We start from the raw sequence: 17,602 nt of genomic DNA, 5'->3' as shown, positions 1-17,602 counted from the left end.
ACCCCGTGCCCATGCTGCTGCCGCCTGTCCGTGCTGACGGACCGTTCCGCATTTCTGCGGGTTCCTTGACCTCCCCGGCCTGGTCGGCCTTCAGCGATCCCCCCAATCAGTCGGAGGTACCTCATGCCGCGACGACCCCGTCCCCCTTGCTCCGTTCCCGGGTGCCCCGAGCTGACCGATCGTGGTGGCCGTTGTGCTGTTCACGAGCGCGAGGCCGAGCAGCAGCATCGACGTGATGACCCAGGTACCTCGCCATGTGCTCATCCCGCGCGCCTACCAGCGGCTCGGCTCCGAGCGGCCCGTGCGCCGGTGGCGGCTGTTGGACGCAATCGGCGACCTGGCGGCCCTGTTGGAGCTGATCTACTCGACGGACCAGGTCGTCGTGCGGATCGGCGGTGTCCGACCCGAGGAGCAGTCTGTCGGCGCCGAGTGCACCGGTGCGCCGACCGCGATGTCCTCGGGAGCCGGACTGCTCGCCGTCGCCCTGCAGGACCTGCGGCTGGAACCCGGGGACCGGTTCCTGGAGGTCGGTGCCTGCACCGGATACCTGTGCGCGCTCGCGGCTTGGCTGACCGGCCGTCAGGTGACGGGCGTGGAAATCGACTGGTCGCTGGTGCGCGAAACCGGGCCCCGCCTCGCGCAGGCCGGAGCTGACGTGTGGCTCCTGGCCCGTGACGCGGAACGCGGTCTGCCCGACGGCACCTGGGACAAGATCACCGCCTCGTTCGCCGTCCCGTCCATCCCGGCGAGCTGGCTGCACCGCCTCGCGCCGGGCGGACGGCTGCGCACGACCATCAACGGCGGAGCACCGGGTTGGCACGCCACCGCGCTGGTGCAACGGGGCATCGCCGGGGCCCTGACCGGCACTCTCACCGCCGAGCTGTGGGGACACGTGCCCTCGCGCCGCGTCGGCTGGCTCCCGGTGCCGTCGCCGCCCGACGGCCCGGGCCGCACCCGCTGCGCCGTCCTCCCTCCGCCCGCACACACAGCGCGGCTTCTGGGTGGCGGTGGGCCATCTGCTGCCCGGGGTGCGGCGCTACTGGGATCCGGCCGGCAGCGGCGAGGTGGTCCTCGTCGGGGCTGACGGCTCGCGGGCGGTTATCGCACCGGACGGTGCCACGGCCAGCGAATGGGGCCGTGCAGCCTGTGGGCGCTCGCCGAACGGGTCCACGACCGCTGGGCTGGCGCCGGTCGGCCGACGGTCTACCAACTGGAGCTGACCGACGGCCAGCAGCGGGTGAGCGGCGGTCCGGGCTGAGCTGGGAACTGCCGATGCCCTGAGCCCCCGTGGACCACGACCGGCCAACTCCTCGACGATGCATCGGAGTGCAGATGACCGACCGCACCACCGTCCCCGCCCCGCGCGCCGCGCTGCCCGCGCCGCCGGCCGCCGCGTCCGCGCCCTCCGGTTCGAACTCCCCGACGCCTCCGGCGCCCCCACCGACCCGGTCGCCGGCCGATTCGTCCTGGACCGCCCCCATCACCGTCATCTGGGAGTAGCCCCGTGCACCCGATCGGACCCATAGCCAGGCGGTTCCCCCTGGTCGCCCGCGTCCGGCCCGCGTGCCTGCCCCTCAAAGCCCGTGTCGGCCGGCTCCAGCAGCTGGCCGACACAGCCTCCCGGCAGACCGACCCGGGCCTGACCTCCACGGTGTTCAACCAAGCGGCCCTCATCGCCTCCGACGTCGGCCTCTCCGACTACGCCCGCGAGCTGTGCCACCGCCACACCGCCCTCTACCTCACCCGCGGCCCACTCCCGGCAATGAGCGCCATCCGCGGCCTCGAACCCCTCGTCAACCTCGCCCGCCTCAACATCCGAGCGGGCCAACACCAGCAGGGCCACCAGCTCCTGCTCGACCTCTACCAGGCCATCACCAGCGCCACTGAGACGGTCCTGGACGGCATCACCGTCCCCGCCCAGCTCACCGAGACCGACGAGCAGCGTGCCGAAGTCCGGGCGTGGCTGTGGCGCGTGGTCATCGCGGACGGCACCCGCGCCCTCACCTGCTCGGCCAGGTACTCCGCCACCTCCGTCGGCACCTGCCGCGGGTCCGGCATGAACCGCCCCAGGAACCGCACCGTCATCGCCAAGGCCCTCGGCTACCACGACAAGACCGCTACCCGGCTCGTCACCCAAGCTGGCGGCACACGGAGCCACACACGGTGACAAGACTTCCGTCCCCCCGAGGAATACGGGCCGTACGTGTCGAGGGTGACCACGTCTGACTTGTCGCGGGCTCCAACAATCAGGCCCACCAGCCAGCAGACGAAGCCGAGGAGGCCGCCGAGCACCGCGGCCCCCAGCGCAGCGTTCCCCAGGCGGTTGCCGCCGACGAGCTTCAGCGACCCCAGCTCCAGGACCGGGTCGGGGAAGGTGAGGGCGGCGAGGACCCCGCCGATCCCGAAGCCCGCGTACCATCCGATCTTCCCCGCAGCCAGCGAGTAGGCCACCGCGATCCCGCCCTGTTTGTTGGCGACCGTCACGGACTCCCCCGGCGGGACCTGCTCCCAGGGTTTCGTCTTCCGCTCGGGAGGGCGGGACGGTAGGGTCAGCAGCTTCCGCGCCGCGTCCACGGTGGGGCGCCGGGCCGGGTCCTTCTCCAGGAGGGCGAGGAGCAGCGGGCCAGCGCTCCCGCCCGCTCCATCGGCCTCGGCTCCTCCGTCAGCGCGGCGGTGGGGTTCTCCGGGCGGAACGGCAGGACTCCCTCCAGCGCCTCGTACAGCGTCACGCCCAGTGAGAAGAGGTCGGCGCGGCCGTCGCTCTCGGCTCCCTGCCAGCGTTCCGGTGCCATGTAGCCGGGCGAGCCGATGACGAGGGTGGTAGGGGTGAGCCGGGGGTCGGTCTGCGCGACGGCGATACCGAAGTCGGCGAGCAGGACCGAACCGTCCGCGGCGAGCAGCACGTTGGGTGGCTTGACGTCACGGTGCACGACGCCGGCCCGGTGCTCGGCGTCCAGCGCGCCGAGCAGCGCCTCGGCCACCCGGGCCGCCCGCTCCGGGTCCAGCGGGCCGTCGCACTTCAACTCCTCGGCGAGGGAGTGCCCGTCGACCCACTGCATGACGATCCAGGGGACGCGCCACGGGCCTTCGTCGACCTCGACGACGTCGTACACGGTGACGATGTGCGGGTGGTCGCGCAGCCGGGCGGCGTGCCGGGCCTCGCGGGCGGCGCGGACCAGCAGCTCCGCGCGCGCCTCGTCGGGCAACGCCCCGTCGAGGCGCACCTGTTTGACCGCGACGTCCACCCCGAGCACCGGATCGTGCGCCTGCCAGACCTGGCCGAAGCCGCCGGCACCGAGCGGGCGGGTCAAGGTGTAGCGTCCGCCGATCACCGCGCCGGGCCGCGCCTCCGCTGCCATCGCTCTCCCAACTCCGGTCCCTTGCCGCAGATTACCGTGGTGCGGCGGGGAACAGGATAGGGACGCTCTCCTTGTCGGGGGCGGCTTCCACAGGATCACTACGCGGCACCGTCACGCGACGGAGGCGATCCGGTTGGCCGGTTCGCACGGGCACTCTCGGTGGCAGCTGAAGGGCCGTCGGTCACGCAGCGGCGGTTGAATTCTTCCACCAGGCCGTTGGGTCGAAAGCGCTCCGCAGGGTCGGCCCGAACGGCATAGTTCAGCTGTGACCATGACTTCGGGCCAGCTGGACCTGCCTGCCCGGCGCCGACGACACGCGGGGTTGATCCTCGCCTTGATGAGCTTCCCCCGGTGCGCGGGACCGGCTCCCGCGGATGAGAGCTGCGAGTTCCGGGTTCCGCGCGAGATCCACGACCACGTACACGTGGAGCAGGGTCTCCCCCTCGGGCCAGAGGGCATCGGCACGCTTGTAGGTGAAGGGCTTCATCGCCGACCACCGTAGCGGGCTGCGCCGAACTGGCCTGGCGGTATCGGAAATCACCAGGCCCCGGAGCGGGCGTTGATTCGCGGGACGTGCTTCCGGCCTCCGTCATGGCCGGCCTGGGAGACACGGGGATCAGCACCATCACCCACGACCAGCTGCGGGTGCTGAGGACCCTGCTCGGCACCAACGCGGGCCGCCCTCGCGCAGGCAGCCCGGTGGTTTGCGGGCGCACGTGGTGGTGGACCTGAACCAAATAGCGGCGGCCACCGCCCCGGGGGAGGTGGGGACGGTGGCCGCACTTGTGTTATCGGCGGTCAACCGATCGTGACGTCAGTCGACGTTCACCCAGTACGGGTCCTCTACGGGCCAGGCCAGGATCCGGTCGTCGACATAGAAGTTGCTGAGTTTGGTGCCCGCCGACCGGTTCTCGCCGTTCTCGATGTTGCGCACCGAAAAGTCCCATTCGATCGACGATGCGCCCTCGTAGGTGGAGCTGAAGGGGTACTCGTCGCAGTCATCGACCGAGGTGTTGTACGGCGGAAGGCCGGTCGCGGCGTTGTAGTCCGGGCCCCACGGGTTGGACCCGCTTTTCTGTCCGCATGCGGCCTTCTTCACCTCCTCGTTCGCCAGGGCGATCGCGCCGCCCTGCCCCCGGCTTACCACGCGGTGCAGCGGCGCGCCCCGAGACCCGGCGGTCGGCGACCACTTGCCGGGGACCTTCTTGGGGTGGTTCTCCTTGGGGTAGGTGACGCCGTCGGTGGCCGGGGCGTTCTGCGCGTCGCGGATGTGCTGGCGAATGTTGGGGTGGTTGCCGTCGTAGGTGAGGAAGGGCAGCGCCCCGGTGTAGATACAGGCGTTCGGGTAGCGCTTGACGCCGTGGGCGAAGTAGTCGGCCGAGTCGCAGCGGATACCGATCGGGGGGCCCTCACCGCGCTCGGTGCCCTGCTCGTATCCCGGGCTCGCGCCGTTCATGTAGAAGCGCCACTGGTGGAAGGCGACCTGGTCCTGGCCCTCGCCACCGTTGGAGGAGACGTCCCAGTAGACCCAGTCAGGGAAGTTGCTCCACTGGGCCCATTCCATCATCGCCGGAGACCGCCCGACGCCGCACGTGGCAGTGGTGGGCTGATTGGCGCCCGGCACGCATTCGGGGGTGATTTCCAGCTTCAGGTTCGGGGCGACGGTCCGCTTTTCCACGGGGTTCCACCCGTCGTAGCTGGCCTGCCCGGTTTTGGCGCGGAAGAAGACGCGGGTGGCGCGGGTGTCGTTGTAGCCGATGGCGGCGGCCTGGAACTTGATCGTGTTGGTGCCCTTCAGGACGGGCTTGCCGTCCACCTTCTTGTAGTACCTGTTCTTGAATTCGTATTCCTGGCACCACTTGAACCGGTTGTAGACGCGGCCGTCGGGGTCTTGGGCGTCCGAGGAACCGAGACAGTCGTTCAGCCACTCGGTGCCCGCGGGGTTGTCGGGGGCTATCGGCATCTCCGCCGTCCCCTTGCCATTGCTGCTGCGCTGAGCACCGTCGCCGGGCTTGGCCGTGTACTCGATGCCCGGGGCCGACGTGGGGGGCTTGGGGCTTGCGGCGGCGGCCGGTGAGACACCCAGGGCGAGAAGGGCTGCGGTGAGGGCGAGTGAGGCTACGGCCGCGAGCAGTTGCCTGACACGTTTCAAAGGATGGTCCCCCTGTTCGATGGCGCACGGGTTCACCGAGGATCGAACCGGCCCGGCGGTGGTGTGCACAAGGGGAGGAATAAGACCCTCCGCGAACTTTTGTGGCCGGTTCCGGCCTCACACCGCGGCCTGGCAGCCGCTACATTCGCCTTGACCTGACATATACACGACCAGGGGGAAATTGATAATGACGCGCCCGATACGACCCGTCAGCCGCACGGGCAGGTCCGTCGTGGCGGTGACCGCTGCTGCGGCCGCCTGGGCGGTTGCCGCAGCGGGCTTTGCCGCCTGGCCGGCGGCTGCGGCGCCCGCCGCCACGCCGGCGCCCCGGCTCGGCGACACCTGTACGGCGGCCGATCTCGGCAAGCGCCACCCGATCATCAAGAGCACGGAGGTCGCCCCGACGATCACGCACTTCAAGGGCTGGTACGTCACCCAGGGCTCGACCGGCTACCAGAACGTCACCACCAGTACCCAGACCACCATCTCAGTGTCCGTCGGCCTCAACGGCGAGATCAAGGGCGATTTCGCCGTCGAGGCCCTCGGCACCGTCGGCGCGATGCTGGGCCTGAACGTACAGGTGAACTACTCCTCCACCAGCAGCGAGTCGACCTCGGTCAGCTGGAACTTCAACGACCCCGGCTACTACGGCGTCTACAAGGGCACCAAGAAGGTCACCGGCACCTACGGAAGCCTCAACTGCAACCGCGTCCAACAGGGCGACGGCAGCTGGGCGCTGAAGTGGATCGAGGGACCCGACAGCGGCAGCTACACCACCTACACCACCCTCGAAGAGGGCGCGGTGCGCTGCGAGGACAAGGTGCCCGCCAACAGCATCATGCGCAAGGCGCAGGGTCTCCTGGACTGCGAGACCCCGCCCCGGGCCGGACACGCACCAGGGCCGGTGGCCTCCGCCAAGGCCACCGCGGCCAGGAACGCGGCAGCGATGGACACGGCGAAGGGCGCAGCGGGCAAGGCCGCCACCGCGCGGACCAGTACGCCCGCCACGCGGGCCGCCCTGAACTGCCAGCCTGACGTCTACAGGATCCACGTCCCCGGCAAGCCCCTGAACTGGAGCGCACCGCTCCTGGCCAACGATGGCATCCGGCTGCGCGAATCCAACTGGACCAGTGCCCACCTGGACAACTGGCGGCTATGCAACGTGACGGAGCGCAACGGGGTTATCGAGGCGTCCCTGTGGAACTGGGGCAATGGCGGGTGCGCGACCATCCCGGCCAACATCGCCAACCAGGAGCAGGCTTACCTCACAACGGCCCCTTGCGGGGAGGACGACCTCCAGCGGTTCTACATCTATCGCGACGTACCTGGCGGCTCGAAGATCGGCCTGCAGAACAAGTACACCGGCTCGATGCTGGGCCACGACCGGTACGCGGACGGGGAGTTGATCCGCCAGTACTCCAGCGGCAGGCAGGACGGTACGGGTACGTATGACCTGGTGAAGGTCTGACCCTTCCCCGCCTGACGCGGTCCCCTCTGGCCCAGGTCGCCCAACTTCCATCTCGTGTGAACCGAGGTCGGGCGACCTGGGTCTACTCCACGGACAAATGACACGAGATCCGGAATGATCAAGATGACATGAAGTGCGGATTCAGACGAGAGCGCAGCTCATAGAAGCTGTTGTCGTTCCGATCTTGTGGGGTGGGTGTCGAACGGGAGTCTCGATCGAGTGATCGCAGCGGACTGCGGGCATGAAGGCAGGGCCTCTTGGTAGCTCGGGGTTGCGAAGCCGACCGAGAGGGCCTGTCCGTCGGCAAGTCGCCGGCTCGCTGCCCCGCCCGCGGGGCAGGACAGGCTGCCCGACGGTCGTCGCGGCGGTGCCGAACCCGATCCCGTGCTTTCCGTCCCCGGGATGGATGCCGCAGCACTACGCTCCCCTCGCCGCCGTCGCATCCGAAGCACTCTTCCCGCACGAACCCTAGCGACAACCGGCCGCCCGTTCCGCCCAGTTGCCGGATCTCAGGAACCGGCCCCGGCAGGAAGCCCGGCGGGCGTCCCGGTGAGGACAAGGTGCTCGTCGGGCAGCTGCCGGTTCCGCAAGCGGCGCCCGAGCCTCGGCCCAGGCCGTGCCCGCGCCGACGCGTGATCGGTCGGACGGCTCCTGGGCGGCACATTCCACCGCTGAGCGAGGGCCTCACCGGCAGCCAGTGCCTCATGGCTGACGAGCAGGCCGGATCGGCGTTTCGGTTACTCAGTACTCAGGGCCGATCCTCTTCGCCTGGATCCCCTTGTTGCCGTCTTCGATGTCGAAGGCGACGCGCTTACCACCTTCCGGCTTCCAGCTGCCGGGCAACGCTGTGTAGTGGAAGAACAAATCCCCCGTGAAATTCAGCGGGAGCTCCTGTTCGGGATCCACCGCGATGAAGCCGTAGCCCTTTTCCGAGTCGTACCACTTCACAGCGCCTGTCGCCATCGGTACCTGCCTCGTCTCATTCCCACGGCGCGCGACCAGCCGCCACCCATAGCCGCATCTCGGCTCCAGCCCTTGATCGGTACCCCTGCCGATGCAGTCGCGAACCACATACGGTCGCGGATCACGCCGACGGGCAGACAGGAGTTGCGGCTTGAGCTCTCGTCGAAGGCGTCGACGGAGCGCCTGTGGCGTGCCACGAAGGGGTGAAGGTGGGGGGTGTGTGGGTGGCGGTGCGGGCTTCGGGCGGGAACGGACGAAAGGCTGGGTGTGGGACGAGTACCCGTCCCACACCCGTTACGTGAAGGACTTCCTCATGCCCTTGCTTCCGCCGATCGGCGCTGAGATCCCCTGCAGCTCGCTCGCTCTCAGCACTCCCATGCAGATCGGGACCGACCTGCTGACCGTGGACTTCCGCGGAGGGCTCAAGACCCGCGTCGACGTCAACCCGGACGACCCGATCAACAGCGTGCGCCTGCGTCTGGTCGGCCTCAGGTTCACCGCGGAGATTCCGGAAGTTGCCGGAGGCGGCACCCTGACGATCGAACAGAACGACGTCGACGAGGAGGCGAGGGGCCTCTTGACGGTGACGCAGCAGCTCCCACCCCTGTACGACTGCTCCTTCGCCCTGGGCACCTGCACGCTGACGATCGAACGACCGAAGAGCAATCGGCTCGTGCTCGTCCCGAAGGAGAAGCGGGCGTGGGCACTGACCTCCAAGCGGCTCACCCAGTACCCCCCGCGCGGTGACATGTTCGATCTCAAGGCCCCGGTCGAGTTCGTCGACCCGGCCAAGCCAGACGACATCGCCGCCGTGCTCCAGAAGTTCTCGGCGAAGATCGGCGGCCTGTAGCACCGGGCGCGCCAAACGCTGGGGCCCGGCCGACCCGGAAGGCCCCCGCGCCACCCGAGCCCTGGCGCCCCCGTGACCAGAGCGAATGAGCGGTACAGCTGATGGGCCGAAGCCCGCGTGTCCCTTTCACGGCGCTGTCGTTGTCGCCGGCATGAAGAAGATGATCACTGTGGCCGTCATGGCCCTCGCGGCGACCGCCATGGCCGTCCCCGCGCACGCCGACAACGACTCCAACTTCGGGCAGGGCGTCAACGCCGCCAACAACTGGAACTTCACCGCCGCCGCCGTCTGCCTGATGGAGGTCGCCGTCGTCCCCGTCCTGGGCGACTGGGTCGGCGACCACCACAACAACTGCTCCAACGGCAACGTCATCGACCACTCCGGCCGGTAGCCGGCGCCCGGGCGGCGTGCGAAACCGGCCGGCGCCGGACCGGGGCCCACCGGGGGTCAGGTGGAGACAGTCACGTTCGCCGCCTGCGGTCCCTTCGGTCCCTGGCTGATGTCGAACTCGACCGCGGTCCCTTCCCCGAGCTCCTTGTCGTCGCCCTAGACGTCGGGGTAGTGCACGAAGACATCCGGGCCCCCACCTCCTGATCTCCTTCGGGGCCTCACACCATGGCATGGCCGCCGTGGCAGCGCCATCGGATTCACATGCCGGGCGAACGGCTCGTGGATGGCTGTCCGTCCACAACATCAGGGCCGGCCGGGTCATGGTGATCTGCCAGATGAGAGCGGTCGTTCGGAGCGCGGGTTCACGGAGATGGACGAGGAACGGCGGACTGTCGTCGAGGACATCTCGGCGGCGGGGTCGAGGAGTTCCCCTGATGCTCCCGGTGTCGACGCGGCTCCGGAGGGTGGAGGAGAACGTCGGCCGAGGCTGGGTTCCATCGCTCCCCCTCGATGCGGCCATGCCGAAATGGGGCCGGCCCGGGGGCGCGTTCAACGAGCTCGTCGCGGGCTGGATCCGCGAAGCCCGCCAGCAGGCCGCCCTCCGCGGCGAAGCCCTTCGGCAGCTCGTCGCCGTCAGGATTCCCCCTGCCGAGGAGAGCCGGAGCCGTCATTGCCACCTGCCAGGTCGCGGTCGACCGGTCGGCCGGCACGGTGGCGCTGCTTGTCCCGCCTCTGTTGCCGAGCCGTCTCCAGGCCTTCCAGCGCGCTGCCGACAGCCGGGTACGCCGTTGCCAGCCGACGGCGACTGGCAACGGCGCTCGTGCCTGGGGACGGATGGCAGGGCACGTCACCGGTGCGTGGTACTGAGGTGAATGGATGCGGTGAAGTCCTCCAATGCGGCGGCGACCTGGGTGTGTTCCCTGCCCGGTGCCACGATCTTGCGGGTGGCGGTGACGAACGCCTCAAGGTCGCTCCAGGGCATCGTGAGATGGGCCTGGCCTTGGGGTGGGTCCAGGCTCAGGTGGACCCTGCGGTCGCTGGCAGGGGTGAACGCGCCGGCCGGGTCGCTCCGGATCCGGGCATCGCCGGCGCCCGCTGGTCTTGTGAGGCCGTCGGTCAGGAGGTCACGGGCAAGGGTCCAGTGCACCGGTGGTGTTCCGGACATGGTGAAGGCCAGTTCCACGGCATACGGGTCGCGGGAGCGGTAGACGAGTTCGGTGGGCACCTCGATGTGCTGTTCGCCGGTCGTGAGCAGATGCATGCGTACTCGCATCCGAAGCGCGGTGCCGGCGTCGGAGACCTCGGTGGTCAGGCGCGCGCGCGGATCGCGCGCCGACAGGCCGTGGCGGTTGCCGGCTGCCGGCTCGGGCCTGGGTGCGTCGGCCTGACGACGTCCCGCCCTTGGCGTCCTGGCAGGCAGGAACGCGGTGCCAGGCGGCTGTGAGCATCTGCCCAGGTAGAGCAGGTAGGCGGATGCCGCAACGTCGTCCGGTGAGCGGAGCAGTGTGTTCAGTCGAAGCGCCAGATTCGTCGAGGCCAGCAGATCGCCCTGGTCGGCGAGTCCATGGGTGAACGGCGCCGCAGGTTGGCCCGGGCCGCTGCCGTCAACGACGAGCGGGGGCCGGAAGCTGGCGCACGCTCCAGAGGGAAGCCGGCTGAACGACCACAGGCCCTCGCCCACACGACGGGTTCGCGACGCCATGTCCACGGCCAGCAGTGGTGCGTGCTGTTGGTCCTCGCTTCCGTAGTAGTGGTAGAGACGGTGGCATTGCCCGTCGTCCAGGTCTGTCGCCGTATGCCAGTCGCCATCGTCGGCGAACGCCGGACCGGCGGACAGGTGCAGGGTGTCAAAGACATAGGCGCCGGGTCGGCGGTGCGGCCAGGGCCTGCCGTCGGCCCTTTCTGCAGGTGCTTGCCGCAGAATCGCGTATGTCCCCTCGTGTCCGCCGGTGCCCGCCGACGTGGGGATCCAGGTCCGCAGGGGAGGCAGCGACATGATGGCGTGCAGGATCTGATCTCTGCCGACCATGGCCGGGGCAGCAGCACACTGTTCGAGGATCTCCTGGAAGGCAGTGCGGTACGGCTCCTCAGACCTGGCGGCGGCAGCAGGCCCACCGGTGGTCCATCGAAGGTCGTCGACGAGTTCCCACAGGGCAGCGGTGGTCCTGCCGCTGCCGGGGTGTCCGGTGGCCTTCGTTGCGCGTGGTTGCCCTGTGCCAACCCGTTCCTTGCGGTCTTCCCACCGTGCCAGGACCCGCTCGAGGGACACATGGCACGTCGCCAGGTCCGGCTCCAGGTTCGCGCCGATCAGGTCCGCGGCGTCGAAGAGCTCGTGCGCAGACACACCGGCCCTGGGCCGTGCGCGTAGACGCTCCTGGCCGAGCAGGGCCCAGAGCAGGGCGGTGACCGCGGACCTGCCCGAACCGTTGGGGGCTGAGAGCACCAGGGGCTGCGGCTTCGACGGGGCATCGTGGTTCCTGGTCCAGAGCGTCAGCCCGGGGAGCCCGCTCGTGGCGGGCCTTTGGCCTCCGTCGTGCGGGCAGCCTTCGGCGGCGCGCTGTGGCGCCAGGCCGGAGTTCGCCCGGCGGCGGTCACCTTCGGCGCTGTCGTCGCAGATGTCGGCGTTGAGGTGGCGGGTGATGTGTGCGCCGGCCGTCGCAGGCAGAGGCGCCATCATGGCCACCACGTGCGGCGCACCCAGGCTGGAAGCGGCCAGCAAGTCGTCGAACCCGAGGACCGGGTCGGGGGCGGCCTCATCGGCAGCGAGTCCGGCCGGCGTCTGATCGTTCCGGATGGTCATCGTCCCCCCTTACTTGTTGACGGATTCCGACGCACTGAGGTCTCGCAGTCTGGCCCGAGCACGGCCGAGCCGGCTCTCCAGCGCCTTGGTGCTGAGGTCGACGCGGTCGGCGGCCTCGGACTGGCTGAACCCGGCGGCCCGCAGGATGACACCGGCGCGCACCCTGGGATCGGTCAGAACTGAAAGGGCCTCGGCGACCCGGCTGTTCACGACGGCCGCTTCGAGCGGGTCGACGGACCTCTGGTCCGGCAGGGCGGCCAGCGCCTGCGCGGCATCGTCCCCGGCCAGATGAAGACGGAGCGCCTTGTGGTGGCGGAACCAGCGCAGGTACTCGGCCTTGAAGGCCAGGATGCAGGCGCCCACGTAGTAGGTCGTCAAGCTCGCGCCGCCTTCGGGCGTCCAGATGCCGTTGACCAGGGCGTGACTGCGGAACAGCCTCTCACCGGCGATGACCGTCTCGGTGGTGACCTCCTGACGGTCGTCCTCCTCCCACGTGTGGGTGATCGCGGCCTGGGGCACCGGCCGGCCGAACGCGCGGGCCCGGCTGAAAATCTCGCCGCTCTTGCACCAGGGGGCGAGCACGTTCCAGCCGTAGGTCATCACCTGCTCCATGTAGCGCTGGTACTGCTCACCACGGAAGCCGGCCAGGCGCAGGTGGCGCACGATCTGCGCGTCGGCGGCGAGCCGGGCCTCCCGGCCGTGGGAACTCCCGCCGCCCGCCCGGACCAGATCGCTCTCGAGGGCGGCCAGTCTCAGGCCGCGTTCCACGGCGTCGGCAGGCTGAGTGCCCGGAACAGCCGAAGCCGGTTGACGGCCTCCACGGTCAGCAACCTCGTCCGCCACACCCACTCCTCCTGAACACTTCCACGCCGAATCCCGACGGCCCGCCACATGACTTGTAGGCCCGGGCCAGGAATCACCCCTCGCCCCGACACGAACTTCTTCATGTGATCCACGTCACGCGAGGGGTGTGGGTAGCGCGCCACCTACACCCCTGGTGCACGGGCACCGCGCACCAGCCGCACCGCCCCTCAGCCCAGTCCCACGGGAGCCGACATGAACAACAGCCAGGGCCCCCTGCTCGGCCAGCGCGCCGCAGTGGTCTTCCTCCTCGGCGTCATCTGCGCCGCAACCGCCGGAGTCCTCACCTCGCTCTCGGGGGCGGCCCCGGCCACCGGCTTCCTCGCCGCAGGCGGCGCCTTCGTCACCTCCGTGGCGTTCTTTCATATGATCATCGAATAGCGAGCGGTCGTCCCGAGGATCACAGAACCCGGCCCGGGGAGCAGCCGAGGCGCCGGCCGGAGAGGAGTACTACTGCGGGCGGTGGCCGGTGAGCTGCTCCCACCGGTCGAACGCCGCGTCGAGCTCGCGGCGCGCCCTGGGAATCCGCTTGTCCGACTTCTGCCTGGCCTTCACCGCAGCCAGTCGCTCCGCGGCCTGCTCCCGGCCGGCCGTGTCGGCCAGGGCCTCGCTCAACTCCGCCTCGGCCTGCGGCACCAGCTCCTGCCGTTCGACCCGGGCGACCTTCTCCTCCGCGACGGCGTTGAAGACTGCCACGACGAACCGGCGCAGCTCGGTCTCCGGTGTTTCCTCGTCGATAGGGACGGACACCATCTGCCGACGGCCGCCCGGAAGGGAGATGTAGACGTGCCCGGTCTTGCCGGAGTACTCGTCGATGACCGAGACCTCGTGCAGCGGGTAGTCGAGGTCGGCCCCGTCCGCCTCCACCACCAGGACGTGCTCGTACAGCCGCAGGACGCCTCCGACAGACGAGCGCTGCCGCCCCCGCCCGGGCTCACGGAGCCAGTTCAGATGCGTGCGGGCCCGGCTGATCCGGTCGGCGCGGGCGCGCTCGGCGTCTTCGACTCCGGAGCGGGCGGCTGCAAGCTCGCGCTCCACCGTGCGGTGGATTTTGTTCAGTTCGCTGCGGGCGGTGTCCAGGTCTCGGCGCTGTGCGGCGTAGCGGGGGCTCAGGGCGTAGTGCCAGCCTCCGGGGTAGCGCCGCCGCAGCCGGAGCGCCAGTATGCCGGCCGCCAGAACGGCCAGCAGAACCAGGCCCATCGGCTTCATGGTCTCTCCTCCCGGCCCCGGCTGCTGCTCGGCGGGCGCCTGCAGGGGATCGTACGAATCTCTCACTGTCCGGACACGGGAATTCGGGAAGTCCCGTACGGAGCGAGAAGGGGCGGGCTGCCGGTCGTGGGGGCGACATGATGGTGAGCGGTCTCTGGGGCCTGCCCCTGTGATGGTCAACGGGGCCGAGATTCAATCTGGTGGTGTCTGCCCTTGCTACCGTGAACGGGGACGGACGATCGGGGGCTCGATGACCAGTTTCCACGTCACACCGGCGGACATGGTTCTTTCGTCCGCCGGGTTCACCGACCTGCACAACGACGCCGCGCAGATCTACCGCAGCCTCGTGTTCTCCATGGACGAGGTCGCGGGCATGGCCGGTGACGACGACGCGGGAAGGAAGTTCGCCGCCGCGTACGACCCCGCCGCGCAGAAGCTCGTCGACGCGATGGCGGCGGCCGTCGGCCAACTCGGCGCCACCGCCAACGGCCTGTACACCATGGCGCTCTCCTACCTCCAGGCCGAGGCCGATGTCGCGGCCTCGCTGATGGCCCCGCAGAAACTCCCGGCGTCGGCCGCTCCCGGGTGCGACGAGGAGGTGGCCAGGGCCAAGCTCCACTCCGCCGTCGGCCACAACGCCGGCGGCGCGATCCACAAGCTCTTGAGGAAGTTCTGGCCGCAGGGCGACCCGGGCAAGCTCCGCCGGGCCGCGGCGGGCTGGAAGGCCTTCGCGAACCTCGTCAGCCGCCTGGGCGGCGAGGGCGACAAGCGGGTGCAGCGGGTCACCGCGTCCAGCAGCTCCAGCGCCATCACGGGCTTCGCGCAGAACTGGGCGAAGATGCACGACGGCTGCGCCACCGCGGGCCCGCTGCTGAACAGCATCACGAACGCCGCCTTCAAGCTGGGGCTGGCCTGCGAGGCGTACGCGAAGGAGGTGGAGGACCTGCGCGACACCCTGGAGACCCTCGCCGTCACCGCCAGCGTCGTCGCGGGCGTCGGGATCGCACTGACCGTCTTCACCCTCGGCGCCTCCGACGCCGCCGCGGCCGCCGGCGAGGCCGCGATCGTCGCCGAGGCCGGCACCGCGGCGGTCGCGATGACCGCGGCGGTCGAGGGCGCGGCGGAACTCGCCGTGCTCGCGGAGGCGGCGGCCGTGGTCGACACCGCGGCGGCGGGCCTGATCCCGGTGGGGGCCGGGGCCCTCGCGACGGCCGCCACGGCCGCGGTGGTGCTGGCCGGTGCGGGCGACGCCGCGGCGGCACCGGGCCCCAAGCCGCCGCCGTTCACCGTGACCCCCGGTATGCCGCCGCTGCCGCACGACCCGACCAGCCCCTTCCCGCTGCTGCCCCCGCAGGAGCAGGCGGCGGTCCGGGCGTGGATGGCGCAGATGCAGCTGGACGGCCGTACGTTCCAGGCGAACGGGCCCCACGCGCCCGCTCCCCCGGCGAAGGCCGATCCGAAGATCAACGCGAGGCGGGCCTACCAGGTCAGGGTGGCCGGGTCCACGGAGTACCGGCTCTACACCGATGTGACGGATCCGGCGACCGGGCGCGAGCTGGGCATGGACGCCGACGGTGTCCGCCCGGAGGACGGCGCCGCGATCGACGCCAAGTACATCGGACAGCAGAACAGCTGCAAGTCCCCGTTCCGCCTGGACAACGCCGACGGGGTCTTCGAGTTCGCCTACGAGAACACCATGGAAGGCGAGTCGAAGAAGCTGGAGAAGTACGCGTCGGCCCTGAACGACCCCCGCAACAAGGTCAACCACCTCGAACTCATCACGAACGACCCCAAGGCCTCCGCCTACTTCCAGTCCCTCATGACCGCCCAGGGCGTCACCGGCCGCGTCCGTATCGAACCCTGACCCGCACCATCCAGAGAAACGAGCACCCCGTGGGATCCAGCTTCTACATCAGCGCCGACCGCGAGAAGGCCGGGCCGTGGACCTTCACCGGCGACCAGGTGGCGGACAGCGTCCGGCGTCACTGGCCGGACGCCACGGTGAGCAACGCGTTCGAGGGCTTCCTGGAGATCGTGGCGGATGTCGAACCCGGGCGGCCGGCGGAGCTGTCGTTCAACCTCCGCCACGGCGTGTTCGGGTTCGAGGACCGGGGATCGCCCGTCGGGCCCCTGACCGTCATCTACGAGGTGCTGCACGACCTCGCGCCGCAGGTGCCCGTTGTGTGGTGGATCGACTACGACGTGGACCTCCAACCCCTCGACCTGGCCGGAGGTCTGGACGCGTTCATCGCGAGCCTTCCGGCCTAACTTGATCTTCAACAAGTGGGCTCGAACGTCGCACAGGACAGGAGGAGCAGCGGCGTGGTCGCGGGCTCCGACGCGCGAGGTCGGTTACGGTGCGGGCGCCGGCCCCAGGGGACGATCGGACGTTCAGGAGACGGTGAACTCGGCCAGGTCGGACGGTTCCACTCAGCGGTGGTCGCCGTGCTCGGACAGGAGGATCGACTGGTGGCCGGTGCGCCGGCGGGGCAGACGGCCTTCGGGCGGGGGCAGCGTCACTGCCGCGAGCGCCTGACCGCAGCCGGTCGGCATCGAGGCGACCGCGGGCCAAGGCATCATGGAGACCACCGCGGCCGCGACGGTGTTCGCCGACCAGCGAGGGTTCCACCAGCGACCTGACCGGCCCGTCGGCGCACAGCACCGCGTCGGCCATCTCGAACATCGCATCCCTCGCCGCGTCGAACAGGCACAGAACTCACCTCGGGAGCGTGAGAGTTCAGCGACCCCCTCCGTACGGGCACCCTCGTCAGCACATTCATGCCCAGGTCTTCATTCTGGTCTTGCGCGTTCCTTGGCCGGAGCACAGGATCAGCCGAAGGCCGCCTCTGTGTATGGCAGTTACCGATACGAGTGATCAAGTTCGCAAGCCCGTTCGGGGCTGTTGTTTGAAGATCAAGTTGGGCAACGGGTAGACAAACGCGACATTCTCGGCCGCCTTTTGCCCGCGTTTGCACGAGGCCGATTTTGGCGCGGTCCACCCTGAGAGCGGGGGTAGCGTTTCGCATCGAGGCCGCAACCCACCGTACTGGTGGGGGTGTCGTGGCCGGTGGGCAAACACCGACCACGACGAAGGGCCGATCGAAGCAAGGACTGAGAAATGCTTGAACGACCCGCTCGGGACCGAGCGATCATGCCCGCGATGATTCTCCACGCTAGCAGGGTGTGGAGGCTGGGCGACGGAACGCCCCGGCTGTGTGCGGTCGGGTTCTCTGCGCGGCTCAGCGGAGTGCTGGTGGTGCCGGTGCTGCTGTGGGCCGTGGTGGCCGAGGGGCCGATCGGCTGGGAGCGTGCCGCGCTGGTGACGGCGCTGCTGCGGACGGCGAAGGACATCGAGGTCTGCGGGTTCGTGACCGGACGGCACTGACCGTCCCGCGGCCGGCGGGGCGTTGCACCCGGCCGGCCGCGGGGCCCCCCGGGGGGCGGGGCCCCCCGGGGGGGCGCCCCGCCCCCCCCCCCGGCGCGCCCGGGGGGGGGGGGGGGCCCCCCGCGGCCCCCCCGGGCGGGGGCCCCCCCCCCGCGCGCGCCCGGC

The 17,602-nt window shown here is 70.0% G+C and carries 18 protein-coding genes and 2 pseudogenes; 11 read left to right on the top strand and 9 right to left on the bottom strand.

Annotated elements, in window-relative coordinates:
- The first annotated feature begins 235 nt into the window (after nucleotides 1-235).
- The 4 genes from ACIOGZ_RS29460 to ACIOGZ_RS29445 all read left to right on the top strand — a co-directional run bounded on the left by ACIOGZ_RS29460 (nucleotide 236) and on the right by ACIOGZ_RS29445 (nucleotide 2,167).
- Entirely contained in the window at nucleotides 236-1,084 is an 849-nt protein-coding gene (locus ACIOGZ_RS29460; RefSeq protein ID WP_400988241.1) for a protein-L-isoaspartate O-methyltransferase, read from the top strand.
- A gap of 45 nt (nucleotides 1,085-1,129) precedes the next feature.
- A complete protein-coding gene (locus ACIOGZ_RS29455) occupies nucleotides 1,130-1,258 on the top strand; it encodes a hypothetical protein (protein ID WP_400988239.1) in 129 nt (42 codons plus the stop codon).
- Between the two features lie 74 nt (nucleotides 1,259-1,332).
- Nucleotides 1,333-1,500 (top strand): hypothetical protein, encoded by a 168-nt coding sequence (locus ACIOGZ_RS29450; protein ID WP_400988237.1) that lies wholly within the window; start codon nucleotides 1,333-1,335, stop codon nucleotides 1,498-1,500.
- Between the two features lie 4 nt (nucleotides 1,501-1,504).
- Nucleotides 1,505-2,167, top strand: coding sequence for a hypothetical protein (locus ACIOGZ_RS29445; RefSeq protein ID WP_400988235.1), 663 nt, complete (start codon nucleotides 1,505-1,507; stop codon nucleotides 2,165-2,167).
- On the opposite strand, the gene ACIOGZ_RS29440 is transcribed toward ACIOGZ_RS29445, so the two are convergent.
- The 3 genes from ACIOGZ_RS29440 to ACIOGZ_RS29430 form a co-directional block, all read right to left on the bottom strand.
- Nucleotides 2,101-2,484 (bottom strand): hypothetical protein, encoded by a 384-nt coding sequence (locus ACIOGZ_RS29440; protein ID WP_363633494.1) that lies wholly within the window; start codon nucleotides 2,482-2,484, stop codon nucleotides 2,101-2,103. The genes ACIOGZ_RS29445 and ACIOGZ_RS29440 overlap by 67 nt on opposite strands.
- A 65-nt stretch (nucleotides 2,485-2,549) precedes the next feature.
- Entirely contained in the window at nucleotides 2,550-3,359 is an 810-nt protein-coding gene (locus ACIOGZ_RS29435; protein WP_363633492.1) for a serine/threonine-protein kinase, read from the bottom strand.
- Nucleotides 3,360-4,173: 814 nt separating this feature from the next.
- A complete protein-coding gene (locus ACIOGZ_RS29430) occupies nucleotides 4,174-5,580 on the bottom strand; it encodes a NucA/NucB deoxyribonuclease domain-containing protein (protein WP_400988234.1) in 1,407 nt (468 codons plus the stop codon).
- A gap of 118 nt (nucleotides 5,581-5,698) precedes the next feature.
- Between ACIOGZ_RS29430 and ACIOGZ_RS29425 the strand changes: the two genes are divergently transcribed.
- Nucleotides 5,699-6,979: a hypothetical protein gene (locus tag ACIOGZ_RS29425; protein ID WP_400988233.1), complete on the top strand. Its 1,281-nt coding sequence runs from the start codon at nucleotides 5,699-5,701 to the stop codon at nucleotides 6,977-6,979.
- 741 nt (nucleotides 6,980-7,720) lie between these two features.
- Here ACIOGZ_RS29425 and ACIOGZ_RS29420 read toward each other — a convergent pair.
- Complete coding sequence (locus ACIOGZ_RS29420; RefSeq protein ID WP_400988231.1) at nucleotides 7,721-7,942, bottom strand: cold-shock protein; 222 nt, start codon at nucleotides 7,940-7,942, stop codon at nucleotides 7,721-7,723.
- 298 nt (nucleotides 7,943-8,240) lie between these two features.
- Here ACIOGZ_RS29420 and ACIOGZ_RS29415 point away from each other — a divergent pair, with 298 nt between their 5' ends.
- Both ACIOGZ_RS29415 and ACIOGZ_RS29410 read left to right on the top strand, forming a co-directional pair.
- Nucleotides 8,241-8,792: a hypothetical protein gene (locus ACIOGZ_RS29415; RefSeq protein ID WP_400988230.1), complete on the top strand. Its 552-nt coding sequence runs from the start codon at nucleotides 8,241-8,243 to the stop codon at nucleotides 8,790-8,792.
- Between the two features lie 151 nt (nucleotides 8,793-8,943).
- On the top strand, nucleotides 8,944-9,183 hold the full coding sequence (locus tag ACIOGZ_RS29410) for a hypothetical protein (RefSeq protein ID WP_400988229.1): 240 nt from the start codon (nucleotides 8,944-8,946) through the stop codon (nucleotides 9,181-9,183).
- 56 nt (nucleotides 9,184-9,239) lie between these two features.
- On the opposite strand, the pseudogene ACIOGZ_RS29405 reads toward ACIOGZ_RS29410, so the two are convergent.
- The 3 genes and pseudogenes from ACIOGZ_RS29405 to ACIOGZ_RS29395 all read right to left on the bottom strand — a co-directional run.
- Nucleotides 9,240-9,380, bottom strand: a pseudogene (locus tag ACIOGZ_RS29405) (cold shock domain-containing protein); the annotation flags it as partial.
- Nucleotides 9,381-10,029: 649 nt separating this feature from the next.
- Nucleotides 10,030-11,982: an SsgA family sporulation/cell division regulator gene (locus tag ACIOGZ_RS29400; RefSeq protein ID WP_400988227.1), complete on the bottom strand. Its 1,953-nt coding sequence runs from the start codon at nucleotides 11,980-11,982 to the stop codon at nucleotides 10,030-10,032.
- 9 nt (nucleotides 11,983-11,991) lie between these two features.
- Complete coding sequence (locus ACIOGZ_RS29395) at nucleotides 11,992-12,750, bottom strand: hypothetical protein (protein ID WP_400988225.1); 759 nt, start codon at nucleotides 12,748-12,750, stop codon at nucleotides 11,992-11,994.
- A 288-nt stretch (nucleotides 12,751-13,038) separates the two neighbouring features.
- Between ACIOGZ_RS29395 and ACIOGZ_RS29390 the strand changes: the two genes are divergently transcribed.
- Nucleotides 13,039-13,224, top strand: a complete 186-nt coding sequence (locus tag ACIOGZ_RS29390) for a hypothetical protein (RefSeq protein WP_400988223.1) — start codon at nucleotides 13,039-13,041, stop codon at nucleotides 13,222-13,224.
- A gap of 69 nt (nucleotides 13,225-13,293) precedes the next feature.
- Here the strand turns inward: ACIOGZ_RS29390 and ACIOGZ_RS29385 are convergent, their stop codons facing one another.
- The gene (locus ACIOGZ_RS29385; protein ID WP_400988222.1) at nucleotides 13,294-14,052 is read right to left on the bottom strand and encodes a hypothetical protein; all 759 of its coding nucleotides are present in this window, start codon (nucleotides 14,050-14,052) and stop codon (nucleotides 13,294-13,296) included.
- Between the two features lie 250 nt (nucleotides 14,053-14,302).
- On the opposite strand from ACIOGZ_RS29385, the gene ACIOGZ_RS29380 reads away from it, so the two are divergent.
- Nucleotides 14,303-15,916 (top strand): restriction endonuclease fold toxin-2 domain-containing protein, encoded by a 1,614-nt coding sequence (locus tag ACIOGZ_RS29380; RefSeq protein WP_400988220.1) that lies wholly within the window; start codon nucleotides 14,303-14,305, stop codon nucleotides 15,914-15,916.
- Between the two features lie 29 nt (nucleotides 15,917-15,945).
- Nucleotides 15,946-16,320, top strand: a complete 375-nt coding sequence (locus ACIOGZ_RS29375) for a hypothetical protein (protein ID WP_400988219.1) — start codon at nucleotides 15,946-15,948, stop codon at nucleotides 16,318-16,320.
- Between the two features lie 174 nt (nucleotides 16,321-16,494).
- Here ACIOGZ_RS29375 and ACIOGZ_RS29370 read toward each other — a convergent pair.
- Nucleotides 16,495-16,809: pseudogene (locus ACIOGZ_RS29370) on the bottom strand (transposase); the annotation flags it as partial.
- A gap of 403 nt (nucleotides 16,810-17,212) precedes the next feature.
- Between ACIOGZ_RS29370 and ACIOGZ_RS29365 the strand changes: the two are divergent.
- Nucleotides 17,213-17,437 carry a hypothetical protein gene (locus ACIOGZ_RS29365; protein WP_400988217.1) on the top strand — a complete coding sequence of 75 codons (225 nt, stop codon included), beginning with the start codon at nucleotides 17,213-17,215 and terminating at the stop codon, nucleotides 17,435-17,437.
- Nucleotides 17,438-17,602 lie beyond the last annotated feature (165 nt).

This window comes from Kitasatospora sp. NPDC088160 (assembly GCF_044741445.1).
GTDB lineage: Bacteria > Actinomycetota > Actinomycetes > Streptomycetales > Streptomycetaceae > Kitasatospora.
Note: the sequence above shows the minus strand (reverse complement) of the source record. Positions and strands in the feature narration are given on the sequence as shown.